The organism is Pseudarthrobacter sp. MM222, from assembly GCF_947090775.1.
Taxonomy (GTDB): Bacteria; Actinomycetota; Actinomycetes; order Actinomycetales; family Micrococcaceae; genus Arthrobacter.
Map to the genome: position 1 here is coordinate 2785908 of NZ_OX352321.1, position 23340 is coordinate 2809247.

General features: G+C 67.5%; 21 protein-coding genes and 2 tRNA genes. 4 read left to right on the forward strand and 19 right to left on the reverse strand.

Features of this window, described 5'->3' with window-relative positions:
- Positions 1-36: 36 nt before the first annotated feature.
- Together OM977_RS12675 and OM977_RS12680 are read right to left on the reverse strand one after the other, a co-directional pair.
- Positions 37-1176, reverse strand: a complete 1140-nt coding sequence (locus OM977_RS12675; protein WP_264354302.1) for a glycosyltransferase family 4 protein — start codon at positions 1174-1176, stop codon at positions 37-39.
- Between the two features lie 135 nt (positions 1177-1311).
- Positions 1312-2052 carry a hypothetical protein gene (locus OM977_RS12680; RefSeq protein WP_264354303.1) on the reverse strand — a complete coding sequence of 247 codons (741 nt, stop codon included), beginning with the start codon at positions 2050-2052 and terminating at the stop codon, positions 1312-1314.
- 177 nt (positions 2053-2229) lie between these two features.
- Between OM977_RS12680 and OM977_RS12685 the strand changes: the two genes are divergently transcribed.
- A complete protein-coding gene (locus OM977_RS12685; RefSeq protein ID WP_264354304.1) occupies positions 2230-2733 on the forward strand; it encodes a DUF3515 domain-containing protein in 504 nt (167 codons plus the stop codon).
- A gap of 25 nt (positions 2734-2758) precedes the next feature.
- Here OM977_RS12685 and OM977_RS12690 read toward each other — a convergent pair whose 3' ends face one another.
- The 5 genes from OM977_RS12690 to murA are packed head-to-tail and all read right to left on the reverse strand — an operon-like array spanning position 2759 to position 8211.
- Complete coding sequence (locus OM977_RS12690; protein WP_264354305.1) at positions 2759-3820, reverse strand: LCP family protein; 1062 nt, start codon at positions 3818-3820, stop codon at positions 2759-2761.
- A gap of 46 nt (positions 3821-3866) precedes the next feature.
- Positions 3867-5015 (reverse strand): D-alanine--D-alanine ligase family protein, encoded by a 1149-nt coding sequence (locus tag OM977_RS12695; protein ID WP_264354306.1) that lies wholly within the window; start codon positions 5013-5015, stop codon positions 3867-3869.
- A 2-nt stretch (positions 5016-5017) separates the two neighbouring features.
- Positions 5018-6070, reverse strand: coding sequence for an NAD(P)H-dependent glycerol-3-phosphate dehydrogenase (locus OM977_RS12700; protein WP_264354307.1), 1053 nt, complete (start codon positions 6068-6070; stop codon positions 5018-5020).
- On the reverse strand, positions 6067-6876 hold the full coding sequence (locus OM977_RS12705; RefSeq protein WP_264354308.1) for a lysophospholipid acyltransferase family protein: 810 nt from the start codon (positions 6874-6876) through the stop codon (positions 6067-6069). Before OM977_RS12705 ends, OM977_RS12700 begins: the two co-directional genes overlap by 4 nt.
- A 9-nt stretch (positions 6877-6885) precedes the next feature.
- A complete protein-coding gene (gene murA, locus OM977_RS12710) occupies positions 6886-8211 on the reverse strand; it encodes a UDP-N-acetylglucosamine 1-carboxyvinyltransferase (RefSeq protein WP_264354309.1) in 1326 nt (441 codons plus the stop codon).
- A 357-nt stretch (positions 8212-8568) separates the two neighbouring features.
- On the opposite strand from murA, the gene OM977_RS12715 reads away from it, so the two are divergent.
- The gene (locus OM977_RS12715; protein WP_264354310.1) at positions 8569-10206 is read left to right on the forward strand and encodes an HNH endonuclease; all 1638 of its coding nucleotides are present in this window, start codon (positions 8569-8571) and stop codon (positions 10204-10206) included.
- Between the two features lie 155 nt (positions 10207-10361).
- Here OM977_RS12715 and leuD read toward each other — a convergent pair whose 3' ends face one another.
- Entirely contained in the window at positions 10362-10964 is a 603-nt protein-coding gene (gene leuD, locus OM977_RS12720) for a 3-isopropylmalate dehydratase small subunit (RefSeq protein ID WP_264354311.1), read from the reverse strand.
- 42 nt (positions 10965-11006) lie between these two features.
- Positions 11007-12458, reverse strand: coding sequence for a 3-isopropylmalate dehydratase large subunit (gene leuC / locus OM977_RS12725; protein WP_264354312.1), 1452 nt, complete (start codon positions 12456-12458; stop codon positions 11007-11009).
- 138 nt (positions 12459-12596) lie between these two features.
- Between leuC and OM977_RS12730 the strand changes: the two genes are divergently transcribed.
- Entirely contained in the window at positions 12597-13316 is a 720-nt protein-coding gene (locus OM977_RS12730; protein WP_264354313.1) for an IclR family transcriptional regulator, read from the forward strand.
- A gap of 55 nt (positions 13317-13371) precedes the next feature.
- Positions 13372-13914, forward strand: coding sequence for a DUF1697 domain-containing protein (locus OM977_RS12735; RefSeq protein WP_264354314.1), 543 nt, complete (start codon positions 13372-13374; stop codon positions 13912-13914).
- An 8-nt stretch (positions 13915-13922) separates the two neighbouring features.
- Here OM977_RS12735 and OM977_RS12740 read toward each other — a convergent pair whose 3' ends face one another.
- From OM977_RS12740 to OM977_RS12785, 10 genes are all read right to left on the reverse strand, one after another.
- Positions 13923-15536, reverse strand: coding sequence for a GTPase (locus tag OM977_RS12740; protein WP_264354315.1), 1614 nt, complete (start codon positions 15534-15536; stop codon positions 13923-13925).
- The gene (locus OM977_RS12745) at positions 15533-17314 is read right to left on the reverse strand and encodes a dynamin family protein (protein WP_442960647.1); all 1782 of its coding nucleotides are present in this window, start codon (positions 17312-17314) and stop codon (positions 15533-15535) included. Before OM977_RS12745 ends, OM977_RS12740 begins: the two co-directional genes overlap by 4 nt.
- Before the next feature lie 79 nt (positions 17315-17393).
- Positions 17394-17466: transfer RNA gene (locus OM977_RS12750), tRNA-Glu, on the reverse strand.
- A 131-nt stretch (positions 17467-17597) separates the two neighbouring features.
- Positions 17598-17669: transfer RNA gene (locus tag OM977_RS12755), tRNA-Gln, on the reverse strand.
- A gap of 130 nt (positions 17670-17799) precedes the next feature.
- On the reverse strand, positions 17800-18558 hold the full coding sequence (locus OM977_RS12760; protein WP_264354316.1) for an HAD family hydrolase: 759 nt from the start codon (positions 18556-18558) through the stop codon (positions 17800-17802).
- Positions 18558-20105, reverse strand: coding sequence for a glutamate--tRNA ligase (gene gltX / locus OM977_RS12765; protein WP_264354317.1), 1548 nt, complete (start codon positions 20103-20105; stop codon positions 18558-18560). Before gltX ends, OM977_RS12760 begins: the two co-directional genes overlap by 1 nt.
- A 34-nt stretch (positions 20106-20139) precedes the next feature.
- The gene (locus OM977_RS12770; RefSeq protein ID WP_264354318.1) at positions 20140-20370 is read right to left on the reverse strand and encodes a hypothetical protein; all 231 of its coding nucleotides are present in this window, start codon (positions 20368-20370) and stop codon (positions 20140-20142) included.
- A gap of 22 nt (positions 20371-20392) precedes the next feature.
- Entirely contained in the window at positions 20393-21169 is a 777-nt protein-coding gene (locus tag OM977_RS12775) for a fumarylacetoacetate hydrolase family protein (RefSeq protein ID WP_264354319.1), read from the reverse strand.
- Positions 21170-21190: 21 nt separating this feature from the next.
- Positions 21191-21991 carry an MBL fold metallo-hydrolase gene (locus tag OM977_RS12780; protein ID WP_264354320.1) on the reverse strand — a complete coding sequence of 267 codons (801 nt, stop codon included), beginning with the start codon at positions 21989-21991 and terminating at the stop codon, positions 21191-21193.
- Between the two features lie 141 nt (positions 21992-22132).
- Positions 22133-23245 carry a branched-chain amino acid aminotransferase gene (locus OM977_RS12785; protein WP_264354321.1) on the reverse strand — a complete coding sequence of 371 codons (1113 nt, stop codon included), beginning with the start codon at positions 23243-23245 and terminating at the stop codon, positions 22133-22135.
- Positions 23246-23340: the final 95 nt, after the last annotated feature.

Below are 23340 nucleotides of genomic sequence, written 5' to 3' on the forward strand. Positions count from 1 at the left end.
TGTGTGCGGCGAGCCGCAAATTTTTGAGAACCTGGATCATTGTGAACTGACGGGTGCCTTGCCGAGAAGATCTGCAATGAGGTCCATGTAACGGCCGGCCAACTGCTCATATTCAGCGTTCGCTTTGACCCACTGGCGGCTGTCGCCATTGCGGACGAGGCGTCCCCGGTCTGCGGCAAGTTCGCGCCAAAGGGCGGCCATTGCCTCCGGGTCGCTGGGCACGATATCCCCGGCCTCGGCGTCGGTGACGATCCGTGCCGCTTCTCCGCGCACCATGGCTGTCACGTGACGGCCCACGGCCAGGACCTCATAGGTTTTGGAGGGAACGGTGGTCTCGAAGGATTTCCAGTCGTCACGCAACGAAACAATGCAGGTGTCCGCGGAGGCGTAGCGCTCCATCATGGCCTCGCCGTGAAGCGGGGCGTGGAAGGTCACTGGAGCTTTCAATTCGCGCGCGAGCTTTTCCAGGGCGGGCCTTTGGGTTCCGTGGCCCACCATGTGCAGGTGCATCGAGTCACCCACGAGGGCGCTGGCGCGGATGGCAACATCAAGTCGCTGGCTCTCACCGTGGTTTCCGAGGTAAAGGGCCTCGAAGACCGGGCGCTCCATATCGGGGGCGTCCAGCACCGGGATGGCGTCCAGATGCAACCCGTTGCTGACGGTCGCCACATTCCGGACCCCGCGGGCGCGAAGGGTTTCGGCAAATCCTTCGGTCACGGTGACGACCAGGTCCGCCCGCTGCTGCACAAACTCGACGACGTGCTCCACGACGCTCTTGACACTCCCCTGGACCAGGCGGGCGTCGCGGGCGAGGTCCGGCCAGGCGTCGCGCATTTCGACGATCAGCGGGACTTTGCGCAGCGTGGCGAGGACGTAACCGGCTGCGAGGGAGGGCAGACCCGGTGCCGTGACAATGACGACGTCGGGCTTGCGCAGAAGCATTCCCGCCGGGACGGAGAGCAACGCCGAAAAGCATTGGTCCACCAGGCGGGCAGCGCGCGAGTTGCCGTGGCGAAGGTATGGGACCCGGAGAATCTTCTCGGTGAATTGCCCCTTCTGCAGTTGAAACGGCCGTCCTGCCATTCGGCGCGGGAGCGCCCGCCGACCGAAGGGATAATGCGCGACTGGCGTTACGACGTCGATCTCCCAGCCTGCGTGCGAAAATTCCTTGATCATGGCAGTCCAACGGCGCTGGGGCGGGCTCTGCTCAGGCCAATACGAGTGGGTCAAAAGTGTGATCCGCAAGCGGGCATCAACGGGTATCCTGACGCCGACCTGTTCTTTCCCTGCGTCTTGGTGCATTCGCATCGACTACTTGCTGCCCTTGGCGGCAATGACGGGGGCTCTGCCGGCTAGGAACCGGAAGTAGAGCACGCCGGCACCCAGCAGGATCAGCACCGTGATCATCTGGACCACCAGCGGGCTGCCGGTGGCAACGGCCACGGCTGCCTGGATTTCGGACTTCATCATGGAGGGGGGCAGTGCCGCCGCTGCGGCTACCGCTGCGGGGGCCGGCTCCAGTGTTGGAGTTGGCTCCGGCGCCGGTGCCACGGCGGCAGTCTCTTCGATTCCGGCGGGCGCAGCGGCCGGAGCAACTACGCGCGGCGGCGCCGGTATTACGCTCGGGGTGACGACCGGAGGCACGACGGCTGCGGGAGCTTCCGGGGCGGGTGCAACGGGAGCTTCCGGGGCGGGCGGCAGCGGAGCGGGGGTGCCGGGCTCAGTGGGGAGCGGAGCCGGGTCCACGGGCGTTGTTGGCTCGACCGGTGCAGGGTCCACCGGTGTCGGATCCACGGGAGTCGGGTCCACAGGGGTCGGGTCCACCGGCGGCGTGACCGGAACATCGACCGGCGGGGTGACCGGAACATCAACGGGCGGCGTACCTGGTCCATCAACCGGCGGTGTCGGCTCGGGGCTCACCAATGTGAACACCTCAGGAAGCGTGAAATCGGTTGCGTGGGCGGAGCTAACAGGTCCAGCGAGGGCCAATCCCAATGCCAGCGCCAGCATTCCGGCGCGCCCTGAATTCGCCATGCGGCTACGAACTGTCATGGATAGTGCCTCCCCCTTGTGCGAGATGTTCCAACCGTGTCTAGATTCCGGCCAGAGCTGACCTCGCTGTCGGCAGTGCCCCAGAATGCACGATCCTCCCATGGTACTGGATGACGCCTAAGCGCCCAACAGTGCCCTTCGCAAAGCACCGCGGCGTGTCCGGGATAGGCTGGAGGAATGCACCTGTTCCACACCCCGGTTTCCGCACGCCTGCTACGACTTTTGGCGGTTGGTGCAGTCTCCGGCGCGGCGCTTACTGCCTGCGCGCCGGTGGTGGATGTCACGCCGGCGAAGGACAGCGCCAACGCGGCCTGCGCGCCCATGATGGTCGCTTTGCCGGACGCCATCGGCGAGGCCAAACTGCGCAAGACAAACAGCCAGGGAACGGCTGCCTGGGGGGACCCTTCATTGGTCATCCTGCGCTGCGGCGTCAACGTCCCGGGACCCACCACAGACCGTTGCGTCAGCGTGAACGGCGTCGACTGGGTCATCAAGGAAGGCAGCCCGGTGTGGACCCTGACCACTTTCGGCCGCGAGCCCGCCACCGAAATCCTGCTGGACCCGGACAAGATCAGTTCGGCGACGGTGCTGGCGGATCTCGCCGCCTCAGCCGCAAAAATCAAGTCGAACCGTGGCTGTGTGGGCCAGGAAGAGTTGCAGAACCTGCCGCCCACCAGTTAGCTTCCGCCACCGGGCGTCCGGGGCCTTATTGCTTCGAGGCCGCGCCGGACTGTTGCAGGTAGGTGCTGAGGGTGCCGTTTTTCAGGGCGTCCTTGATTCCGGCGATCGCCGCGTCATCCCGGAGGACGATGGACTGGCCGTCGGCCGAGGTCCCGATCCCCAGAGTCGGCAGGGTGAAGCTGGTGACATTGGACGCCCTGACCTCGCGGAGTTCCACGGCGAGGGCCGCGGCCTTTCCCGCGTCCAGGGACGAGTCCACGCTGACGTACGGTGAGACCGTGTCAACCAGCTTGCTGAGGGTTGCCGGATTCGTGAGGGTCTCGGCGGTCAGGAACCGGGACAAAATCGCCTTCAGGAACACCTGCTGGTTCTTGACCCGCTGGTAGTCACCATCGCTGAATGCCTTGCGTTCGCGCACGAACGCCAGCGCCTGCTCGCCTGTAAGGTCCTGCTTGCCGGCGGGGAATGAGAACTGCCGGGTATTGAACGCTACGGGAACGTTGACTTCGACGCCGCCCAGGGCGTCAGTCATGGCCTTGAATCCTTCGAAGTCGATGACGGCTACGTTGTCCAGGCGGGTGTCGAACATGTTTTCCAGGGTCTGAACTGTCAGGGGGATGCCGCCGAAGGCCATCGCGGAATTCATCTTGGACTCGCCCCGCCCGGGGATATCGACCCAGGTGTCGCGCAGAATGGACATGATGTAGATGTTTTTCCGGTCCGCGGGAATGTGGACCCACATCATGGTGTCGGACCGCTGGTCGGTCGGGACGCCGGCTTCGGCTTCATCCACTCCTGCCGCACGGCTGTCGCTTCCCAGCAGCAGCATATTGGTGGCGCTCGGTCCGGAACCTGACTCGACCTTGTCCGGTCGGGTCGATTCGTCGGGGAAAGCGTTGTCGATCTTCTGCGCCTTGGAGTCGAAGCTCTGGGCGAGGTTGAAAGCGAACACGCCGGCCACCGCGGCGGCGACGAGGAAGAACGCTACGAAGCCCAGCAGGACGTTGCGGCCCGTGTGCCGTTTCCGGTCCTTCTGCGGCCGCCGTCGCCTCTCGTCTAACGTCTGCTGCTCGGTTTCAAAGGCCATGTGTTCTTTCCCAACAGGTGGATTCAAAAGGACAAAGACAGGCGTGCTAGCGCAGCCCGGTCCTGCGGTGCAGTGCGAGGTAAATCAGCTCGTCGATCAGCTCCGCATAGCTCAGGCCAGAGGCCTTCCACATCTGCGGGTACATGCTCTTGGGCGTGAAACCCGGCATGGTGTTGATCTCGTTGATGATCAGTTCGCCATCATGGGTGTAGAAGAAGTCAACCCGGCTGAGCCCTTCGGCGCCGACGGCGTCGAACGCGACGGCGGCAAGGTCGCGGACGCGGGTGATGGCCTCGGCGGGGAGGTCGGCCGGGCAGCTGAGCGCGGCGGCGTCGTCCTCCACGTATTTGGCGTTGAAGTCATAAAATTCGTGGCCGCCGCCTGCGACCGAGATTTCCCCGGGCATGGACGTCCGCGGAGCCTCGGTCCCCCGGCCTTCCAGGACCGCGCATTCGATCTCGCGCCCCACGATGCCTGCCTCGATGACGAGCTTCGGGTCGTGCTCGCGGGCCGCCTCGATCGCGGCGTCCAGGCTCTCAAGGGAGTCGACCTTGGAGATGCCCATGGAGGAACCGGCACGGGCGGGCTTCACGAACACAGGAAAGCCCAGCTGGTCCACGCGCTTGCGGACCGTCTCCGGATCGTTGCGCCACTGCCGGTCTGTAACGGCAATGTAGGGCCCCACGCGAAGCCCGGCGGATTCGAACACCACCTTCATGAAGTGCTTGTCCATTCCGACGGCGGAAGCCAGCACGCCGGCGCCGACATAACGCGTGTCAGACAGCTCCAGCAATCCCTGGATGGTCCCGTCCTCGCCGAACGGCCCGTGCAGCAGCGGGAAAACCACGTCCACGGATCCCAGTTCCTGGGGTACCTCGTTCGGGGAAGCGACAATCAGCTGATGTTCTCCGCCGATCTCGGCCAGTGCCACGGTCTGCTCCGAGGTGGGGACCTCCGGCAGCGAGGACGCGGACAGGGACCATTCGCGGGTGTCGCCGGAAACCAGGACCCATTGGCCCGTCTTGGCGATACCGATGGGGATGACCTCGTACTTTGTCTGGTCGATCGCGCCGAGGACCCCCGCCGCGGTGACGCAGCTCACTGCGTGTTCGCTGGAGCGTCCGCCAAACAGCACTGCCACGCGGGGCCTTGACCGCACGGCCCGGCCCTCTGCGCTCACGTTTTCTACCGACACTTTCAGTGATCGCCTTCGGGTTTCAGGTCCCGGGACAGCAGCAGCGGACCCAGTTCGTCGACGGACAGTTTTCCGGCCAGCACGGCGACGACGGCCGCGGTGATCGGCATCTCGACGTCGAGCTTTCCGGCCAGCTCGTGGACCGCCTGGCTGGACTTGATGCCTTCGGCCGTCTGGTTCATCTCGGCGGTGACCTGCTCGAGCGTGAGGCCCTTGCCCAGCAAGCGGCCAGCGGTGTGGTTCCGGGACAGCGGGGAGGAGCATGTTGCCACGAGGTCGCCCAGTCCGGCGAGCCCTGCCATGGTCCGGGCTTCCCCGCCCAGCGCGAGTGTAAGGCGTGAGGTCTCGGCCAGCCCGCGGGTGATGACGGATGCCTTGGTGTTGTCACCCATCCGTTTGCCTTCGCAGATCCCGACGGCCAGGGCGATCACGTTCTTGACGATGCCGCCGATTTCGACGCCGATCACATCGGTGGTGGTGTACGGGCGGAAGTATGGTGCCGTGCAGCTGCGGGCGATCCAGCCGGCGGCCTCGGAATCGGAGCATGCGACGACGGAGGCCGTAGGCTCTTCACGGGCGATCTCCATGGCCAGATTGGGGCCCGAGACCACGGCTACGCGGTCGGCCGGAATATCCAGCTCCTCGCGGATAACCTGGCTCATCCGTGCGTCGGAATGCAGCTCAAGCCCCTTCATGAGCGACACCACGAAGGCTCCGGGGGGCAGGAGGTGCTTCCATTCGCGCAGCTGCGGCCTCAGGGTTTGCGCCGGGACCGCGAGGATAACCAGCTCGGCCCCTTCGAAGACCTCCACGACGTCGGTCGACGCGGTGATGCTGGACGGCAGGACGATGTCCTTGAGGTATTGCTCGTTCTTGTGCAGGGTGTTGATCTGCTCCACCACTTCGGCGCGCCGGCCCCAGATGCGGATCCGGCGATCCACACCGGACGCGATGGCTGCGTCAGCGACGACCTTCGCGAAGGTGGTCCCCCAGGATCCGGCCCCCAGGACGGCTACGGTGCTGGCAGATGTTGCTCGTTCAAGATTGACCGTCATTCGGTGCTGTCCCCAATATTCTCGTTTGATGCGCCGCCGTCACGGAGGGGCTTGTGCGGGCCGGTCTCGCCGCGTTGGATAAAGCGGCCATGCGTGGACTGGTTGTGCGCGGACGGATCCCAGCGTACAGCCGGCGGCTTTTCTCCGCGAAGTGTGGCGACCAGCTCCGTGATCGCGTCCATGATGACGTTCGTCGCTTCGGAGAGCGTTGCCTTATCCAGCGGACGTCCCGTGAAGGCGCTGAGGTCCACCGGTGCACCGACGATCACGCGTGAGGTCTTCCGCGGAAAGATGGTGAAGCGTTTGGCGTAGCGCGGGAAAACCTCGTGGGCTCCCCAATGGGCCATCGGCACCACAGGAATGCCGCTCTCAAGCGCCATCCGTGCTGCGCCGGTGTGGCCCCGCATCGGCCACATCTCCGGATCGCGGGTCAGTGTGCCCTCGGGATAGATGATGATGGCGCCGCCCTCGTCCACCACCTCTTTGGCAATCTGCAGCGCACGGTTCGCGCCCGAAGACGAGCGTTCCACCGGGATTTGCTTGGTGTTGCGCAACACCGCGCCGACGACCGGGACTTTGAAGAGCCCGGCCTTGGCGAGGAAGTGCGGCATCCGTTTCTGGTTGTAGAGCATGTGGCCGAACACCAGCGGATCAATTTCAGTGGTGTGGTTGGGCGCGGCAATGAAGCCCCCTGCCGGGAGCTTCTCAATGCCTTCCCATTTTTTCCGCATCAGGACATTCATCACGGGCCGGACGATGCCGGCGACAATGACGAAGGTGATGCGGCTCTTTGCGGGTTCCTTCACCGGTCGCCGCTACTCGGCTGCAGTGATGTCGAAGTCGGCGCCGAGCCCTGCAAGCTTTTCGGTGAAGCGCTCATAGCCACGGTTGATGATGTCGATTCCGGTGACCCGCGAGGTGCCGGTAGCCGCGAGGGCAGCGATCAGGTGGCTGAAACCGCCGCGCAGATCGGGGACGTCGATGTCCGTGCCGGAGAGCTGCGTGGGCCCCGAGATGACGGCCGAATGCAGGAAGTTGCGCTGGCCGAAACGGCACGGCACGCTGCCGAGGCATTCCCGGTGCACCTGGATGTTGGCTCCCATCCGGATCAGCGCGTCGGTGAAGCCGAACCGGTTTTCATAGACGGTCTCGTGGACGATTGAGACGCCTTCGGCCTGGGTCAGGGCGACGATCAGCGGCTGCTGCCAGTCCGTCATGAAGCCCGGGTGCACATCGGTTTCAAGGACCAGTGGGTTGAGTTTGCCGCCGCGGTGGTAGAAGCGGATGCCGTCGTCCTGGATGTCCATGCCGCCGCCGACCTTGCGGTAGGTGTTGAGGAAGGTCATCATGTCGCGCTGGGTGGCGCCCTCGACGAAGATATCGCCGCGGGTGACGAGGGCAGCGGATGCCCAGGAGGCGGACTCGTTGCGGTCCGAGAGCGCGCGGTGGTTGTAGCCGCCGAGGTCACGGACGCCTTCGATCCGGATCGTGCGGTCCGTTTGGACGCTGATGATCGCGCCCATCTTCTGCAGCACGGCGATGAGGTCCACGATCTCGGGCTCGGTGGCGGCACCCGAGAGTTCGGTGATGCCTTCGGCGCGGGTGGCGCTGAGCAGCACCTGTTCCGTGGCACCAACGGAGGGGTACGGCAGCGCGATCTTGGCACCCTTGAGGCCGTTGGGCGCCGAAATGTGGATCCCGCCGGGGCGCTTTTCCACGACGGCGCCGAATTGACGAAGAACGTTCAGGTGGTAGTCGATCGGACGGTCACCGATCTTGCAGCCGCCGAGGTCCGGGATGAAGGCCTCGCCAATGGCGTGGATCAAGGGACCGCACAGCAGGATCGGAATGCGGGAGTCGCCGGCGTGGGCGTCTATGGCCGTGCTCGACGCCGTTTTGGCACCCTTGGGATCGAGGGTCAGGTCCCCCGTTACGGGGTCCTTCTCGACCGTGACACCGTGGAGCTGGAGCAGGCTGGTGACAACCTCGACGTCCTTGATTTCAGGCACGTTGCGCAGCACGGACGGCTCATTGCCCAGCAGGGCGGCGACCATCGCCTTGGGGACAAGATTCTTGGCCCCGCGGACGGTGACGCGGCCAGTCAGCGGGACGCCTCCGCGGATTGTCAGAACACTACTCATTTACCGGTTTCCTCACGACTACTAGCCCCCAGATCCTTAGAAAGGCTCCTGCTAAGCATAGGAGCTTGCGTTACCGATCTGAAATGTAGCTCGGTTCGACCCGGCGATGCCGGCACTCACCGGCGGTCCGTTGGCCTAGCCGGAACAGCGGCGGACGGGGTCACGGCATGTCGTTGACCTGCAGCGATGCCGGGGCGCTGCTGGCCTCTGCCCGGGAGCAGTTCGCTTGCGCGGCCGCCGAATCTTCAGTGGCGGATGCGGACTGGCGCGCTGACCTGCAGCACTCCTGCAGTGAAAGCACCCCGTACACTCACACGGCGTTCCTAAACTGTCAGACCCCCGTAGAAGACTTGGTTCATGGACGGCAATCGGGAACCCGAAGTGCATCGGTCAGGAGAGTGCACTGCCAACGACGGCGGTGCTGCCGGCCCGTGCGATGGCCTCTGCGGCGGCTGCGGGCTCACCGCAGTGAAGGTCGCGGACCTGGTCCGGTTCGTGGCCGGCCTCCCTGCCCCGGACAGCCCCGCCGCCCTCATCGACGAAACACGCGAACTGGAGGACCTGAAGTCCGCCCTGGCCGCCCGCCAGGCCCGGAATGCTGTCGCCTTCGACTTAGCCCAGCGCCGCGCCCAGCGGGCCGCCGGTATGCCCGTCGCCGAGCTCGGGACCGGGGTGGCGGCGCAGATCGCGCTCGCCCGGCGCGAATCCCCCGCGAAGGGTGGGCGGCTGCTGGGGCTGGCCAAGGCCCTCGTGACCGAAATGCCGCACACCCTCGCCGCGCTGGAGACCGGCCAGCTCAACGAATGGCGCGCCACCCTCCTGGTGCGCGAGACAGCGTGCCTGCCCGCCGCGGGCCGGGCCGCCGTCGACGAGGAACTCGCCGCCGACACCGGAACCTTCACCGGCGCCGGGGACCGCGCGATCGTGGCCGCGGCTCGCGCCGCGGCGTATCGGCGGGACCCGCGGTCCGTCACCCAGCGGGCGGCGCATGCCGCCGCGGACCGGCACGTCAGCCTCCGCCCCGCCCCGGACACCATGACCTATCTGACCGCCCTGCTGCCGGTCGCCGAAGGCGTCGCGGCCTACACCGCCCTGTCCCGGCACGCCGACACCGCCCGCGCCGCCGGGGACCCACGTAGCCGCGGACAGCTCATGGCCGACGCCCTGGTCGAACGCACCACCGGCAAGGCAGGCGGGATCAGCGGCATCGAAATCCAGCTCGTTCTGACCGACCGCACCCTCCTCCAGGGCGACTCCGAACCCGCCCGGCTTCCCGGCTACGGCATCGTCCCCGCCGGCTGGGCCCGCGAACTGATCAAGGGTGGCGGCTCCGACTCGGCGCCCGGTGGCGGCTCCGGCCTGCCCGCCGGCTCGAGTCCCGGCACGGAGGACGGCGGGGGCACCGACGCGGACCCCGGCAACCGCTACCTGCAGATCTGGCTGCGGCGGCTCTACACCGCACCAGGCACCGGCGACCTGGTCGCGATGGACTCCCGCGCCCGGCTCTTCCCGCCGGGGCTCCGCCGCTTCCTCCAGACCCGGGACGAGACCTGCCGCACCCCCTACTGCGACGCCCCGATCCGCCACATGGACCACATCATCCCCTGGGCCGACGGCGGACCCACCACCACGACCAACGGCGCCGGACTCTGCGAAGCCTGCAACCACACCAAAGAAACCCCCGGCTGGACCAGCAGACCGAGACCCGGACCTGCCGGCGCCAACGAACTAGGACACAGACACACTCTCGAAGTCACCACGCCCAGCGGCCACACTTACCACTCCACAGCACCACCCCAGCCCGGCACAGGTCTGACCAGGACGGGTCTGACCGCCACAGGTACGTCCGGCACGGCCCTCGCCGCCACCCTCGCCGTCAGTCCGGCCGGCCGTCAAGCGCCGCCCCAACCGGCCGTCGGAAGCCACCAACGGGAACTCCGGCACCGGGCAAAGACACGAAAACGCCCACGCCCCGCAGCACAGCCAGCCGCTTGAAAGAACAGCGCGCCCCCAAATGACGAGCCGTTAACGCACAGAAGTGCCGCCGTCTAACTTGGCGGCGGCACTTCTACACTCATCCGGCGGGCCCACGGGGCCGGTCACGCAGGCCCCAGCAGCCAGATCAGATCGGCCACATCAGGCCCGGCGGATCAGGAAAGCTTGGCAGGCAACGTCTTGGGCATGAAGGCGGGCCGGGTCGCCTCGTACGCGGTGATATCGGATTCGTGCTTGAGCGTCAGCCCAATGTCGTCCAGGCCCTCGAGCAGGCGCCAGCGCGTGTAATCATCGATTTCGAACGGCGCCACGATGTTGCCGCACTGGACGGTCTTGGAGACGAGGTCCACCGTGACCTGGGTGCCCGGAGCGTTTTCGAGCTCCTTCCAGATGAGTTCAATGTCATCCTGGGCCAGCTCGGCGGCCAGCAGGCCCTGCTTGCCGGAGTTACCGCGGAAGATGTCCGCAAACCGCGAGGACAGCACAGTCTTGAACCCGTAGTCCTTGAGCGCCCACACGGCGTGTTCGCGCGACGAACCGGTCCCGAAGTCGGGCCCGGCCACCAGGACGGATCCGGCGCTGAACGGCTCCTGGTTCAGGATGAAGGCCGGGTCCTTGCGCCACGCGGCGAAGAGGGCGTCCTCGAAGCCGGTGCGGGTGATGCGCTTGAGGTAGACGGCCGGGATGATCTGGTCCGTGTCGACGTTACTCTGGCGCAGCGGGACGCCGATCCCGGTGTGGGTGGTGAACTTTTCCATGGCGGATCCTTCTTCGGCTGTATGGATCGGGGCTGTCGGCAGCTACGCTGCGTCGATACGGGCGGCGGACTCCGGAACGGGATCCAGGTCCGACGGCGAGCTCAGGGTGCCGCGCACGGCCGTGGCTGCGGCGACTACCGGGGAAACCAGGTGCGTGCGTCCGCCCTTGCCCTGCCGGCCCTCAAAGTTGCGGTTGGACGTGGAAGCGCAACGCTCCCCCACCTCGAGCTGGTCCGGGTTCATGCCCAGGCACATGGAGCAGCCGGCGAAGCGCCACTCGGCGCCGAAGTCCTTGAAGACCTTGTCCAGGCCCTCGGCCTCGGCCTCGAGCCGCACCCGGGCGGAGCCGGGAACCACGAGCATCCGAATGTTCGGGTCCTTGGTGCGGCCTCGGACGACGTCGGCTGCCGCGCGGAGGTCCTCCATCCGGGAGTTGGTGCAGGAGCCCAGGAAGACGGTGTCCACGCGGATCTGCTTCATCGGTGTGCCGGCCTCGAGTCCCATGTACTGGAGCGCGCGTTCCGCCGCGGCCTTGGCGTTCTCGTCACCGAAGTCCTCCGGCGAGGGCACCTTGGCGGAGAGCGACACGCCCTGGCCCGGATTGGTCCCCCAGGTCACAAACGGTTCCAGGGTGTCGGCGTCGAGGTCCACTTCGACGTCGAATGTGGCGTCGTCGTCGGTGCGCAAAGTGTTCCAGTACTCGACGGCGGCGTCCCAGTCCGCGCCCTGGGGTGCGTGCGGGCGTCCGTACATGTAGTCGTACGTGGTCTGGTCCGGCGCCACGAGCCCGGCGCGGGCGCCGGCCTCGATGGACATGTTGCAGATGGTCATCCGGGCTTCCATGGACAGCGCGCGGATCGCGGAGCCGCGGTATTCGAGCACGTAGCCCTGGCCCCCGCCGGTGCCGATCTTGGCGATGACGGCCAGGATGATGTCCTTCGCGGAAACACCCGGCCGCAGGGTGCCTTCGACGTTAACGGCCATGGTCTTGAAGGGCTTCAGGGACAGCGTCTGGGTGGCCATGACGTGCTCCACCTCGGAGGTGCCGATGCCCATGGCCAGCGCGCCGAACGCCCCGTGCGTGGAGGTGTGCGAGTCACCGCAGACCACGGTCATGCCCGGCTGGGTCAGGCCCAGCTGCGGCCCGACCACATGGACGATCCCCTGCTCGGCGTCGCCCAGGGAGTGCAGGCGGACACCGAACTCCTGGCAGTTGTTGCGGAGGGTCTGGATCTGGGTCCGGCTGGTCAGGTCGGCGATCGGCTTGTCGATGTCCAGCGTGGGCGTGTTGTGGTCCTCGGTGGCGATGGTGAGGTCCGGCCGGCGCAGGGGGCGGCCGGCGAGCCGCAGTCCTTCGAAGGCCTGCGGGGAAGTCACCTCGTGCACCAGGTGAAGGTCAATGAAGAGAAGGTCGGGCTGGGCGTTGGCTCCTTCGCCGTCCCCCTTGCGCACCACGTGCGCATCCCAGACTTTCTCGGCCAGTGTCTTTGCCACGGCCTTCTCCCTTCACTGCAATGTTTATTGGCGAATGTTTACTGATGTGGACTGATTGTGTCCAGCCAATCAGCAGTCCCCGGCGCAACGCCAGCGGACAGACTTGCATCTCAGATAATGAGACGGCAATATCATCACATGGACAATTCTAGTGGAGTCGGTGTCATCGATAAAGCGGCCCATGTGCTTGACGCACTTGAGGCCGGACCTACCACCCTCGCACAGCTCGTAGCTGCGACGGGGCTGGCCCGGCCCACGGTGCACCGGCTCGCCCTTGCACTGGTTCATCACCGGCTCGTCAGCCGGGACATCCAGGGCAGGTTCGTCCTCGGCAGCCGCCTGGTCGAGCTGGCGTCCGCCGCCGGCGAGGACCGCCTGATTGCCTCGGCGGGTCCCGTGCTCATGCAGCTTCGGGACGCCACAGGAGAGAGCGCCCAGATCTTCCGCCGCCAAGGCGACTGGCGCGTCTGCGTCGCGTCCGCCGAACGCCCCATCGGGCTGCGCGACACCATCCCCGTCGGGACGCAGCTGTCCATGAAGGCCGGCTCCGCCGCCCAGGTGCTGCTGGCCTGGGAGGACCATGACCGCCTCCTGGAGGGGCTGCAGGCCGCCCGCTTCACCCCCACTGTCTTGGCCGGAGTCCGACGCCGGGGCTGGGGACAGAGTCTCGGCGAACGCGAGCCGGGGGTCGCCTCCGTGTCCGCACCGGTCCGCGGCCCGTCCGGCCGCGTGATCGCCGCCGTGTCGATCTCCGGACCGATCGAGCGCCTGACCCGCCAGCCCGGGCGGCTTCACGCCGAAGTCGTCTGCAATGCCGCCCGCGTCCTGACCGAAGCGCTGCGCAAGACCGGCGACTGACCGCCGTTCAGAGGGTTCCGGACGGAATGTCCGGCCGAACGCATAGGCTGTCCGCATGAACAGCTATGCGGTGTTCCTGCGCGGCATCAACGTGGGCGGGATCAACATCAAGATGGCCGAGCTCAAGGACGCCTTGAAGTCCCGGCCCTTTTCCGGCACCAAGACGCTCCTTGCCAGCGGCAACGTCGTGCTGGCGAGTGACCTTGACCCCGCCGGGGTGAAGACCGAGTTCGAGGCCTGCCTGCGCGAAACCTTCGGCTATGACGCCTGGGTCGTGGTCCTGAAGGCGGACCGCGTCGCGGAGCTGGTCGCGGCCTGCCCCTACCCGCCCGACGACGCCTCAACCCATACCTACCTGACCCTCGCCTCGGATCACCACGCGCTCACGGAACTCTACGACGCCGGATCCGCCCTGGACGGGACGGAGCTGACCCGGCTGGGGCCGGAAGCCATCGCCTGGCTCGCTCCCGCCGGCGGCACGCTGGACAGCCCGTTCAGCAAGCTGTCCTCGAAGCCGAAATACAAGGCCTCCACCACCACCCGGAACCTGCGGACCATGATCAAGGTCCGCGACGCCGCCACCGGTCTGGGCTCTTAGGACTACCGCTAGCGTGCGGCTGTCTGCAGTGCCTTCCGGAAGGAACGCAGCCGGTTCACTTCGGCCTCCACCGGTTCCACGATCAGCTTTCCGGCGACGGCGTCCACGGCGGCCCTGAGCCGTCTCCTCGCCGCCGCGCCGCGGGCGCGTGCGACCGCTCCGGCAATGAACTTCGCCGCAATCGCCAGGACGATGCCCAACAGGGCTCCGGCCGCGATCATCACGGTGGGGACTGGCCAGCCTTCCACCATGGGCACATCGGGCACGGGCAGCTGCAGATATCCCAGCGCGGCCAGGACGCCCAGCCACGCGAACCCGCCCAACGCCGTCAGCAGCGCCAGCCACTGGATGACGTTAAAGACCGTCCACCACCAGGACCTCCTGCCGGCTTTCAGGTCCGTCGACGCGATGGCCTGGTCCAGGGCGTCCGGGAGCTGTTCCCGGCCTTCCCTGGCCGCGCCGCGGAGAACGGCGCGCCACGGCCCCGGGGCGCCGTCGGAGGCGGCGTCGGCGAACTCCCGGACAGCGGCGTCGGTGCGGGCCCGCTCCGGAGCCCCTGACGGCGGCAGCGAGGTCCGGTTCAGGTCCGGACGGGCGCCGTCGCGGCGCAGGTTGAGCCGTCTCAGCGGATCGGGCCGGAACCGGACCAGCCAGCGCGTCACCGGCCAGCCGGTGCGGCGGGTGGCTTCCTGCCGGTAGGAACGGACCACGGCGTCCACGACCAACGGGACGTTGGCTGCGATGGCCAGCTCCTCCGCGAGCCGGGTCCGGGAAGCAGCCTTCACCCCGGCCGGCTCCCCCTCGCCGGAGGCCTCCGCCAGCCAGGCCGAGGCGCGCGTGACATCCGCGGCCAGCCGCTGGGAAAGCGCCTGGCGCTGCACCGCAACGCGGTGGATGGCCGCCCGGACCTTGTCGACGCCAGTGCCGGTCATGGCGGAGGCGCCCAGGACCTGTACCTTGCCGAGTCCGTCCCGCGCCAGGATGCCCTGCAGGGATTCCAGCACCGGCGCCACATCGCGCTCCGGCAGCCGGTCGATCTGGTTGAGCACCACCAGGGTGACTGCTCCGTGGGAGGCAAGGGGCGCCAGGAAGTCGTTGTGCACCGCGGCGTCGGCATACTTCTGTGGATCGAGCACCCAGACGAGAACGTCGACGAGTCCCACCATCCGCTGCACGATCTCCCGGTTAGCTGCCCGGGTCGAGTCGAAATCCGGCAGGTCCAGCAGGATCAGGCCGGTGCTTTCGTCAGCAAATCCAGGAACCGGCACCGCGTGGTGCCGGTTCCGGACGTCGAGCCAGTCCAGCAGCGGCTCGCTCCCGTCGGCTCCCCAGATGCCGGCAAGAGGTTCCGAAGTGGTAGGCCGGCGGGCGGCGGCCGTCGCGATTTCCGCCCCGCTGACCGCGTTGAAGAGGGATGATTTTCCACTGCCGGTCGCCCCGAAGAAGCCCACCACGGTGTGCTCGGCCGATAACGATCGCCGCGAGCCGGCCCGCTCGATGACCTGGCGGGCTTGCTGCAGGGTTTCTTCCGGAAGCGCGCCGCCGGCCAGCTCGTGCGCCTCGTTCAGCGCTTCGAGGCGCCGCTGCAGCTGGGAGGCCTCGCGGGCGGGGCCGCGGTTCATGCGTCAGCCGCCAGGCGGCGCAGCGCGGCGGCATGGCTGCTCAGGGCGTCCGGGTCCACGCCCAGGTGCGCGTCCAGCCGGGACAGGAAGCGCTGCTGTTCGTCCTGAAGCAACTTCTGGCAGCGTTGGTGCAGATCCTCGCGCGCCGTCCGGGCGAGCCTGCGGACGGCGTCCTCGCCAAACACCGCTTCGAGGAGCCGCTGCCCGACGACGGCGGTGCCGCCGGCGACGCCGACTTCGAGCCCGGTCAGCCCCGCGGTCATCGAGAACACCACGATCATCAGGGCCGCGCCAAGGCCGTTGATGCCGAACGACAGCCAGCGGGCCTGGGTGCGCTTGCCTTGGCCCTCGGTCCGGATGAGCTCCATCAGGCTGCCCTGCCAGGCCCGGATTTCGGCGGCCACCGTGTCGGCGAAGCCATCCGAGGTGCCCGAGAGATCGTCGCTGCCCAGCAGCTGCCTGCCGGCCGGGTCGGAGCGCCAGCGCTGGTCCACGTCCTCGGCGGCGTTGGCGGCTTCATCGATGATGACGGCCTGCAGCCCGGTCTCGATCGCCGTCTCGACCCGGACCGCCGGGGCAGGCTCGCCGCGGAAGAAGGCGCCCATCCGGTCCCGGAACCGGCCGATGTTCTGCTCCATGGCCCGAAAGAACTCGCCGGTGCCGACGAAGTCCTGCCAGCGGGCCAGGACTTCGCCGCGCAGCAGCGCCCCGTCCCGGGTTGCCTCGAGGATCCGTCCCACCGCGTCCTGGTACGCCCCGCGGGCATCCGCCGCGAGGACTTCGCCCGCATGCTGCTGTGCCCGGGCGGCCTGCGCCACCGCCTCGACCCGTGCGCCGAGGGCCTTGACGGTTCCGTTGAGTGTCCGCCGGGCGATTCCGGCCCGGCCTGCCGCGTCGGCGGCAAGCTCCCGGAGCCAGGTCCGCAGCGGATCCACGGCGTCGGCCGGCAGCATGCCCATTGCGTCCAGGGCCGCCTCGGGCACCACGAAGAGCCGGGCTTCACCCAGTCCCTCCCGGCTGAGCATGGCCTGGAGGTCGGCGCGGACCTCTGCCTCGGCGGCCGGGGGCACGCGGTCCAGCACCACGGCCACCAGAATGTCCCGCGAGGCGGCGTCCAGGAGCAGCCGCCAGGGGACGGCGTCGGCGTAGCGGTTGGCCGTGGTGACGAACACCCACAGGTCTGCGGCGGCGAGCAGTTGGCCCGCCAGTTTGCGGTTGTCATCCGAGATGGAGTCGACGTCGGGAGCGTCCAGCAACGCGATCCCCTGCGGGACGGCACCGTCGGAGACCAGCACCAGGGAGGAAATTGCGGCGGCGTCCGGCGTGGGACCGGCCTGGTTGGCGGGCAGGGGTCCGCCCGCCAGTGTGCCGCGGATCCGGCTGAGGCTCGGCAGGACCCGTTGGTCCTCGAACCAGGCGGCGTCCAGGGGGTGGTGCAGAAGGATCGGTTGGCGCGTCGTGGGCCGGATGGCGCCGGCGCGGGTGACGGCGTGTCCCACCAGCCCGTTCACGAGGGTTGATTTCCCGGCGCCGGTGGAGCCGCCCACCACGGCGAGCAGGGGCGCGTCCAGGCTGCGGTACCGGGGCAGAATGTAGTCTTCCAGCTGCGCCAAAGCATTTCGGATGTCCTGCCGGGCGCGCCCCGCGTCGGGCAGGGCCAAGGGCAGGGCTGTTCCGGCAAGCTCGCTGCGGACGCCTTCCAGCAGCTGGACAGCGCCTCCCGGCCGTGCGGGCGGTATTGGATTTCCGGGGTCACCGGGGGTTTCTTCGGAACTCACAGCATCATCATGCCAGTCCGGGTGGAATATCCGGGCAACGAAAAACGGCCCCGGGCTTAGCCCGGGACCGTTTCATCTGTGACCCCAGCGGGATTCGAACCCGCGTTACCGCCGTGAGAGGGCAGCGTACTAGGCCGCTATACGATGGGGCCGTGTACTCTCCAGAACGGCATTCCTGCCGTTCGCGCTAAGTGATTATTTCATACACTCAGCAAGTGTTTCAAATTGGCCGGGCCGCTTTGAAACCCCTGATCCACCGCGGAAATCCGCGGATTCTTCAGAGCTGGGATACCAGGACTCGAACCTAGAATGACGGTACCAGAAACCGTAGTGTTGCCAATTACACCATATCCCAATGGAACTTTCGGGCCGGTTTTGCAGGTTCAAACCCGCGCTCCCGGCGCCTCAGCACGAGTAATTACTTTACCCGAGAGTTTTCCGTCGCACAAATCGTGCTTCCCGATCCGGCCCGAAAGTGGCCGAGCTCACCCCGGCGGGAGCATCCTGAGCCGTTCGCGGAGCTCCCGCAGCGAGCCGACCTCGGGTCCGGCGTAGTCCGGAGCCGGCGCCCCGCTGCGGTTCAGCCAGACGCCCAGCAGTCCTGCCGCCGTCGAGCCTTCCGCGTCGAGGAGCCGGTTGTCGCCGACGTAGAGCGTCTCGCCCGCGCCGATTCCGAGGCGGCGGACTCCCTCGAGATAGATCGCCGGGTCCGGTTTCGGCACGCCGACTGTATCCGTCCCGACGAGCACGCCAATCCGCGCCAGTCCGGCGGCGTCGAGCTTGACGCGCTGATAGTCCTGCACGTTGTTGCTCACTGCCCCGTACGGGATGCCGGCCGCGTCGAGGGCGTCCAGCAGCGGCGAAACGTCATCGAAGGCCCGGATGTAGCCATGCTGCCGGCTGGCGTAGGAGCTGACCCAATGGTGGGACTGCTCGCCCTCCTCCAGTTCGACGCCGAAGTGCCCCAGGGCCGCCCGGCCGCGGAGCAGGCGCTGTTCGTTGAAGGTCAGCTCCCCGGCGAGGTAGCGGTCATAGAAATGCGTTGTCTCGCGGGTGAAGATCCGCCCGAATTTTTCCCACCCGGCCTGGTCCAGATCCGGCAGGAGATGCTCGCTGACGTCGCGCAGGGCGGCCGTCATCGCGAATTCCAGGTCCACCAGGGTGTCGTCGATGTCGAACAGGACACCACGGACCACACCCAGGCCCCGCGGCAGGACGCCGCTCCCGGCCTCCGAGGTGTTCATCAGCCGCGGAAGGCCCGCAGGCGGGCCAAGGATGAGTCCTTGCCCAGGATCACCATGGATTCGAACAGCGGCGGGGAGATCCGGCGGCCGGAGATTGCAGTGCGGACCGGGCCGAAGGCCAGCCGGGGCTTGACGCCGAGGCCCTCCACGAGCGCCTCCTTGAGGGCGGCCTGGATGGTCTCGGCGTTCCAGTCGGCCAGCGGTTCCAGGGCGGCCAGGGCGGCGTCGAGCACTTCGGTGAGGTTCGCCGGAAGCCCCTTGCGGGCGTCGTCCGCGACGTCGATCGCGTCGTCGTTTTTGAATAGGAAGGCGAGCATCTCGGGGGCTTCGCCCAGCAGCGAGATGCGCTCCTGGATCAGCGGCGCCGCCTCGGCGAGGATCTCCTCCTGGCGCGCGGTGAGGCTCTCCCCGACGAGACCGGCGGTGCGGAGGTACGGGACAAGCCGGCCGCGGAAATCGTCGGCGTCGAGCATCCGGATGTGCGTGCCGTTAATGGCTTCGGCCTTCTTGATGTCGAAGCGGGCCGGGTTGGCGAGCACGTCGTTGACGTCGAAGTTCTCGATCAGCTGATCGACGGTGAAGATGTCCTCGTCGGCGGAGAGGCTCCAGCCCAGCAGGGACAGGTAGTTGAGCAGTCCCTCGGGGATGAAGCCGCGGTCCCGGAGCAGGAACAGGTTGGACTGCGGGTCGCGCTTGGAGAGCTTCTTGTTGCCCTCGCCCATGACGTAGGGCAGGTGCCCGAAGACCGGCAGGTAGCTGGCGACGCCGATGTCCATCAGCGCCCGGATCAGCACCACCTGGCGCGGGGTGGAGGAGAGCAAGTCCTCGCCGCGGAGCACGTGGGTGATGCCCATCAGGGCGTCGTCGACAGGGTTGACCAGGGTGTACAGCGGGGATCCGTCCGCGCGGACAATGACGTAGTCCGGGATGCTGCCGGCCTTGAACGTGATGTCGCCGCGGACCATGTCGGCGAACGTGACGTCCTCGTCCGGCATGCGCACGCGGAGCACGGGCTTGCGGCCCTCGGCCTGGAACGCGGCCAGCTGCTCCGCGGAGAGCTCGCGGTCGAAGTTGTCGTATCCGAGCTTGGGGTCGCGGCCGGCGGCGCGGTGGCGGGCCTCGACTTCCTCCGGGGACGAGTAGCACTCGTAGGCGTAACCGGCCTCGATCAGCTTCGCGACGACGTCCTTGTAGAGGTCCAGGCGCTGCGACTGCCGGTACGGCTCATGGGGGCCGCCGACTTCCACGCCCTCTTCCCAGGTGATGCCGAGCCATTTGAGGGCCTCGAGCAGCTGCTGGTAGCTTTCCTCCGAGTCGCGCGCCGCGTCTGTGTCCTCGATCCGGAACACGAACGTGCCCTTGGTGTGGCGGGCGTGGGCCCAGTTGAAGAGGGCCGTGCGGATCAGGCCGACGTGCGGGGTGCCGGTCGGCGAGGGGCAGAACCGGACCCGGACCGGGGTCTCGGCGGTGACCTCGCGGGTCACGTCAGTGGTCACATTCAACGGGGCGGTGCTGGAGACGGCGTCGGGCGCGGCAGGAGTAGTCATAGTGCCTCCAACTTTACCGCCTGCCCGGCGGGCTTCAGCGGCGGCCCGCCCCGCGCCTGGTCCGCAGGCCAAGCAGCGCCCGGCCGAGGTAATAAACGCCCAGTGCCAGGCCGACGCCGATAAAGGCCAGGCCCAGCCACTGCGGGCCGCCGAGCCAGTGCACGGCCCGCGCCGCCATCGCGAAGGTGCCGATGGACCCGAGGGCATAGAAGAGGAAGGAGTTGCGGCTTCGTGACCGCAGCGGGAACTTTCGCCAGCCGCCCATATTCAGGTTTTCCGGGCCCTGCCTAGCGGCGGACGATCGGGTTGGACAGACGGCCGATGCCCTCGATCTCCACCTCGAAGCGGTCACCGGCCTGGACCTGGCCGACACCCGCCGGGGTGCCCGTCATGATGACGTCCCCGGGCAGCAGGGTGAAGGCCTGGGAGACGACGGAAACCAGCTCGCGGACGCCGCGGATCATCTGGCTGGTGCTGCCGTCCTGGCGCAGTTCGCCGTTGAGCCGGCCCTGGATCTGCAGGTCTTCGGTGTCGAGTTCGGTCTCGATCCACGGGCCCAGGGGCGCGGAGGTGTCGAAGCCCTTGGCCCGTGCCCACTGCAGGTCGGTCTTCTGGGCGTCGCGGGCGGTGAGGTCGTTGCCGCAGGTGTAGCCGAAGATGACGTCGTCGACGCGGTCTTCGGGGACGTCCTTGCAGATCCGGCCAATCACGACGCAGAGCTCGGCTTCGAAGGATACGTCCTCGGAGAACTCCGGCAGGATGATGGGATCGTTGGGGCCGATCACCGAGGTGTTCGGCTTCAGGAACAGCAGCGGCTGCTTTGGGACCTCGTTGCCGAGTTCGTGGGCGTGCTCGACGAAATTCCGGCCGACGCCAATCACCTTGCTGCGCGGGATGATCGGGGCCAGCAGGCGCACGTCTTCGAGTTTGTGCTTAACGGCAGTTCGCTCCACGCCGTGGAAGAAGGGGTCGCCGTGGATGACAGTGACTTCCTCACTGCCGGGCTCACCTTCAACAATGCCGTAGAGGGGATCAGAATCGACTACAAACCGGGCGATACGCATGGGTCCAAGCGTACCGTCTCGTTAGGACGTGATAGTGCCCAGACGCAGGTAATGCAACTGGGCGGCCACGGAGAGTTCCGCGGCGGGCCGCACGGCGGGATCGACGGCGGCGTAGACGGCGTCGGCCACTTCGGTCACCTCGGCGCCGGAGCCAAGGTCCTCGAGGGCCGAGCGGATCTGCGCGAGGCGGTCTTCGCGGTGGTCCCGGTAGGCGCGGACGATCGTGTTCAATGCCGGCAGCATGGGTCCGTGGGCCGGGAGGACGGTCGCGGAGCCCAGTTGTTCCAGCCGGTCCAGTGACGTCAGGTAGTCGCCCAGGGTGCCGTCGGGGTAGTCCAGGACCGTGGTGCCGAGGCCCAGGATGGTGTCACCGGTGAGGACGGAGCCGCGGGCGCCGTCGCCGGGGAGGTGGAAGCAGACCGAGTCCGAGGTATGGCCGGGCGTCGCGAGGACGCGGATCTCCGCCCCGGCGGCGTGGATCACCTCGCCGTCGCGCAGCGGGGGCCCGCCGTGGCAGTGGGCGGGATCCTTGGCGCGCACCGGCGCACCCGTGAGTTCGGCGAACCTGGCGGCGGCCGCCGTATGGTCCGCGTGCCGGTGCGTAATCAGGATGAGCTCGACGGCGCCGGCCTGGGCCAGTTCCTGCAGGTGCGGCTCGTTCAACGGGCCCGGATCAACCACCACCGTGCCGGCCGCGCCCGGGGCGGCAATCACGTAGGAGTTGGTCCCGTGCAGGCTCATCGGCCCCGGGTTCGGGGCCAGCCGGAAGCGGGTCAGCTCTGTGCTGCGCACCATGGCGCGGGGGTCATCCGGAATCACCATCCCATCTTCCCACCGAACCGGCAGTCAGACGAGGCTGGAAACGCCTGACGGTCGCCACGGGCCGGACACCACGACGGCGGCCCCGCACTTTTGGTGCGGGGCCGCCGTCGAACGTGGTGTCCTGGCTGAGGGGCTGCCGGCTTAGGCGAGGCGGGTCAGCCAGCCGTGCGTGTCCTCGACCGTGCCGGTCTGGATGCCCAGGAGCTTCGCGCGGATGGCCATGGTGGTCTCCCCCGCGGTCGCGTCCTCGGAGCCGATGAATTCGGTGTCGTCCTTGAGCACGCCGATGGGGGTGATGACGGCGGCAGTGCCGCAGGCGAAGACTTCGGCGATGTCGCCGGAGGCCACGCCGTCGCGCCATTCGTCCAGGGTGATCTTGCGTTCGGCGACTTCGCGGCCCATGTCCTTGGCGACCTGGATGACGGACATCCGGGTGACGCCCTCGAGGATGGTTCCGCTCAGCGCGGGCGTGACCAGGGAGCCGTCCTTCATCACGAAGAACACGTTCATGCCGCCGAGTTCCTCGACCGCGTTGTCATTGAAGTGGTCCAGGAAGAGGACCTGCTTGCAGCCGTGGGCTTCGGCCTCCTGCTGGGCGATGAGCGAGGCGGCGTAGTTGCCGCCGCACTTGGCGGCGCCGGTTCCGCCGCGGCCGGCGCGGGCGTATTCGCGGGAGATCCAGATGGAGACGGGCTTGAGTTCGCCGCCGAAGTAGTTGCCGGCCGGGGACGCGATGACGCGGAAGGACACCTCACGGGCGGCGCGGACCCCCAGGAATGCCTCTGTGGCGATCATGAACGGACGCAGGTACAGGGCTTCGCCGTCGCCGGAGGGGACCCATTCCTTGTCCGCCGCGACGAGTTCGCGGATGGCGCCCAGGAAGTATTCCTCCGGCAGCTCGGGGAGCGCCAGCCGACGGGCGGACCGGTTCAGGCGGGCGGCGTTGGCTTCCGGGCGGAAGGTCCAGATCGAACCGTCTGCGTGGCGGTAGGCCTTGAGCCCTTCGAAGATTTCCTGGCCGTAGTGCAGCACCGCGGCGGACGGATCCAGCGAGATGGGACCGTAGGCCTCGACGCGCGCGTCGTGCCAGCCACCCTTGCCCTCAGCGTCGACGCTGTAGTCGACGATCGCCGTGTGGTCGGTGAAATAGTTGCCGAAACCCGGGTTCGCCAGGATGGCAGCACGTTCTTCAGCGGACTTCGGGGTTGCCGAAAGCTGCTGGGTGAATTCGACGCCATGGGCAGTCTGAGTCATGGTTCCTCCACGGTCGGCTGCCTGGCGTGTGAACGTGGTTCATCGTCGGACCACGGCAGCATGTTGGTGATTCGAAACTAGCTTACGCCCGATCC

Bases quoted from the DNA above. Each gene is read 5' to 3' on its own strand.
- murA (WP_264354309.1), bottom strand. From the start codon at position 8,211: ATGAGTAGTGTTCTGACAATCCGCGGAGGCGTCCCGCTGACTGGCCGC.
- OM977_RS12780 (WP_264354320.1), bottom strand. From the start codon at position 21,991: ATGGTGATTCCGGATGACCCCCGCGCCATGGTGCGCAGCACAGAGCTG.
- OM977_RS12700 (WP_264354307.1), bottom strand. From the start codon at position 6,070: ATGACGGTCAATCTTGAACGAGCAACATCTGCCAGCACCGTAGCCGTC.
- leuD (WP_264354311.1), bottom strand. From the start codon at position 10,964: ATGGAAAAGTTCACCACCCACACCGGGATCGGCGTCCCGCTGCGCCAG.
- OM977_RS12775 (WP_264354319.1), bottom strand. From the start codon at position 21,169: ATGCGTATCGCCCGGTTTGTAGTCGATTCTGATCCCCTCTACGGCATT.
- OM977_RS12730 (WP_264354313.1), top strand. From the start codon at position 12,597: ATGGACAATTCTAGTGGAGTCGGTGTCATCGATAAAGCGGCCCATGTG.
- OM977_RS12675 (WP_264354302.1), bottom strand. From the start codon at position 1,176: ATGATCAAGGAATTTTCGCACGCAGGCTGGGAGATCGACGTCGTAACG.
- OM977_RS12680 (WP_264354303.1), bottom strand. From the start codon at position 2,052: ATGACAGTTCGTAGCCGCATGGCGAATTCAGGGCGCGCCGGAATGCTG.
- OM977_RS12715 (WP_264354310.1), top strand. From the start codon at position 8,569: ATGGACGGCAATCGGGAACCCGAAGTGCATCGGTCAGGAGAGTGCACT.
- OM977_RS12770 (WP_264354318.1), bottom strand. From the start codon at position 20,370: ATGGGCGGCTGGCGAAAGTTCCCGCTGCGGTCACGAAGCCGCAACTCC.
- OM977_RS12685 (WP_264354304.1), top strand. From the start codon at position 2,230: ATGCACCTGTTCCACACCCCGGTTTCCGCACGCCTGCTACGACTTTTG.
- gltX (WP_264354317.1), bottom strand. From the start codon at position 20,105: ATGACTACTCCTGCCGCGCCCGACGCCGTCTCCAGCACCGCCCCGTTG.
- OM977_RS12740 (WP_264354315.1), bottom strand. From the start codon at position 15,536: ATGAACCGCGGCCCCGCCCGCGAGGCCTCCCAGCTGCAGCGGCGCCTC.
- OM977_RS12760 (WP_264354316.1), bottom strand. From the start codon at position 18,558: ATGAACACCTCGGAGGCCGGGAGCGGCGTCCTGCCGCGGGGCCTGGGT.
- OM977_RS12735 (WP_264354314.1), top strand. From the start codon at position 13,372: ATGAACAGCTATGCGGTGTTCCTGCGCGGCATCAACGTGGGCGGGATC.
- OM977_RS12785 (WP_264354321.1), bottom strand. From the start codon at position 23,245: ATGACTCAGACTGCCCATGGCGTCGAATTCACCCAGCAGCTTTCGGCA.
- OM977_RS12690 (WP_264354305.1), bottom strand. From the start codon at position 3,820: ATGGCCTTTGAAACCGAGCAGCAGACGTTAGACGAGAGGCGACGGCGG.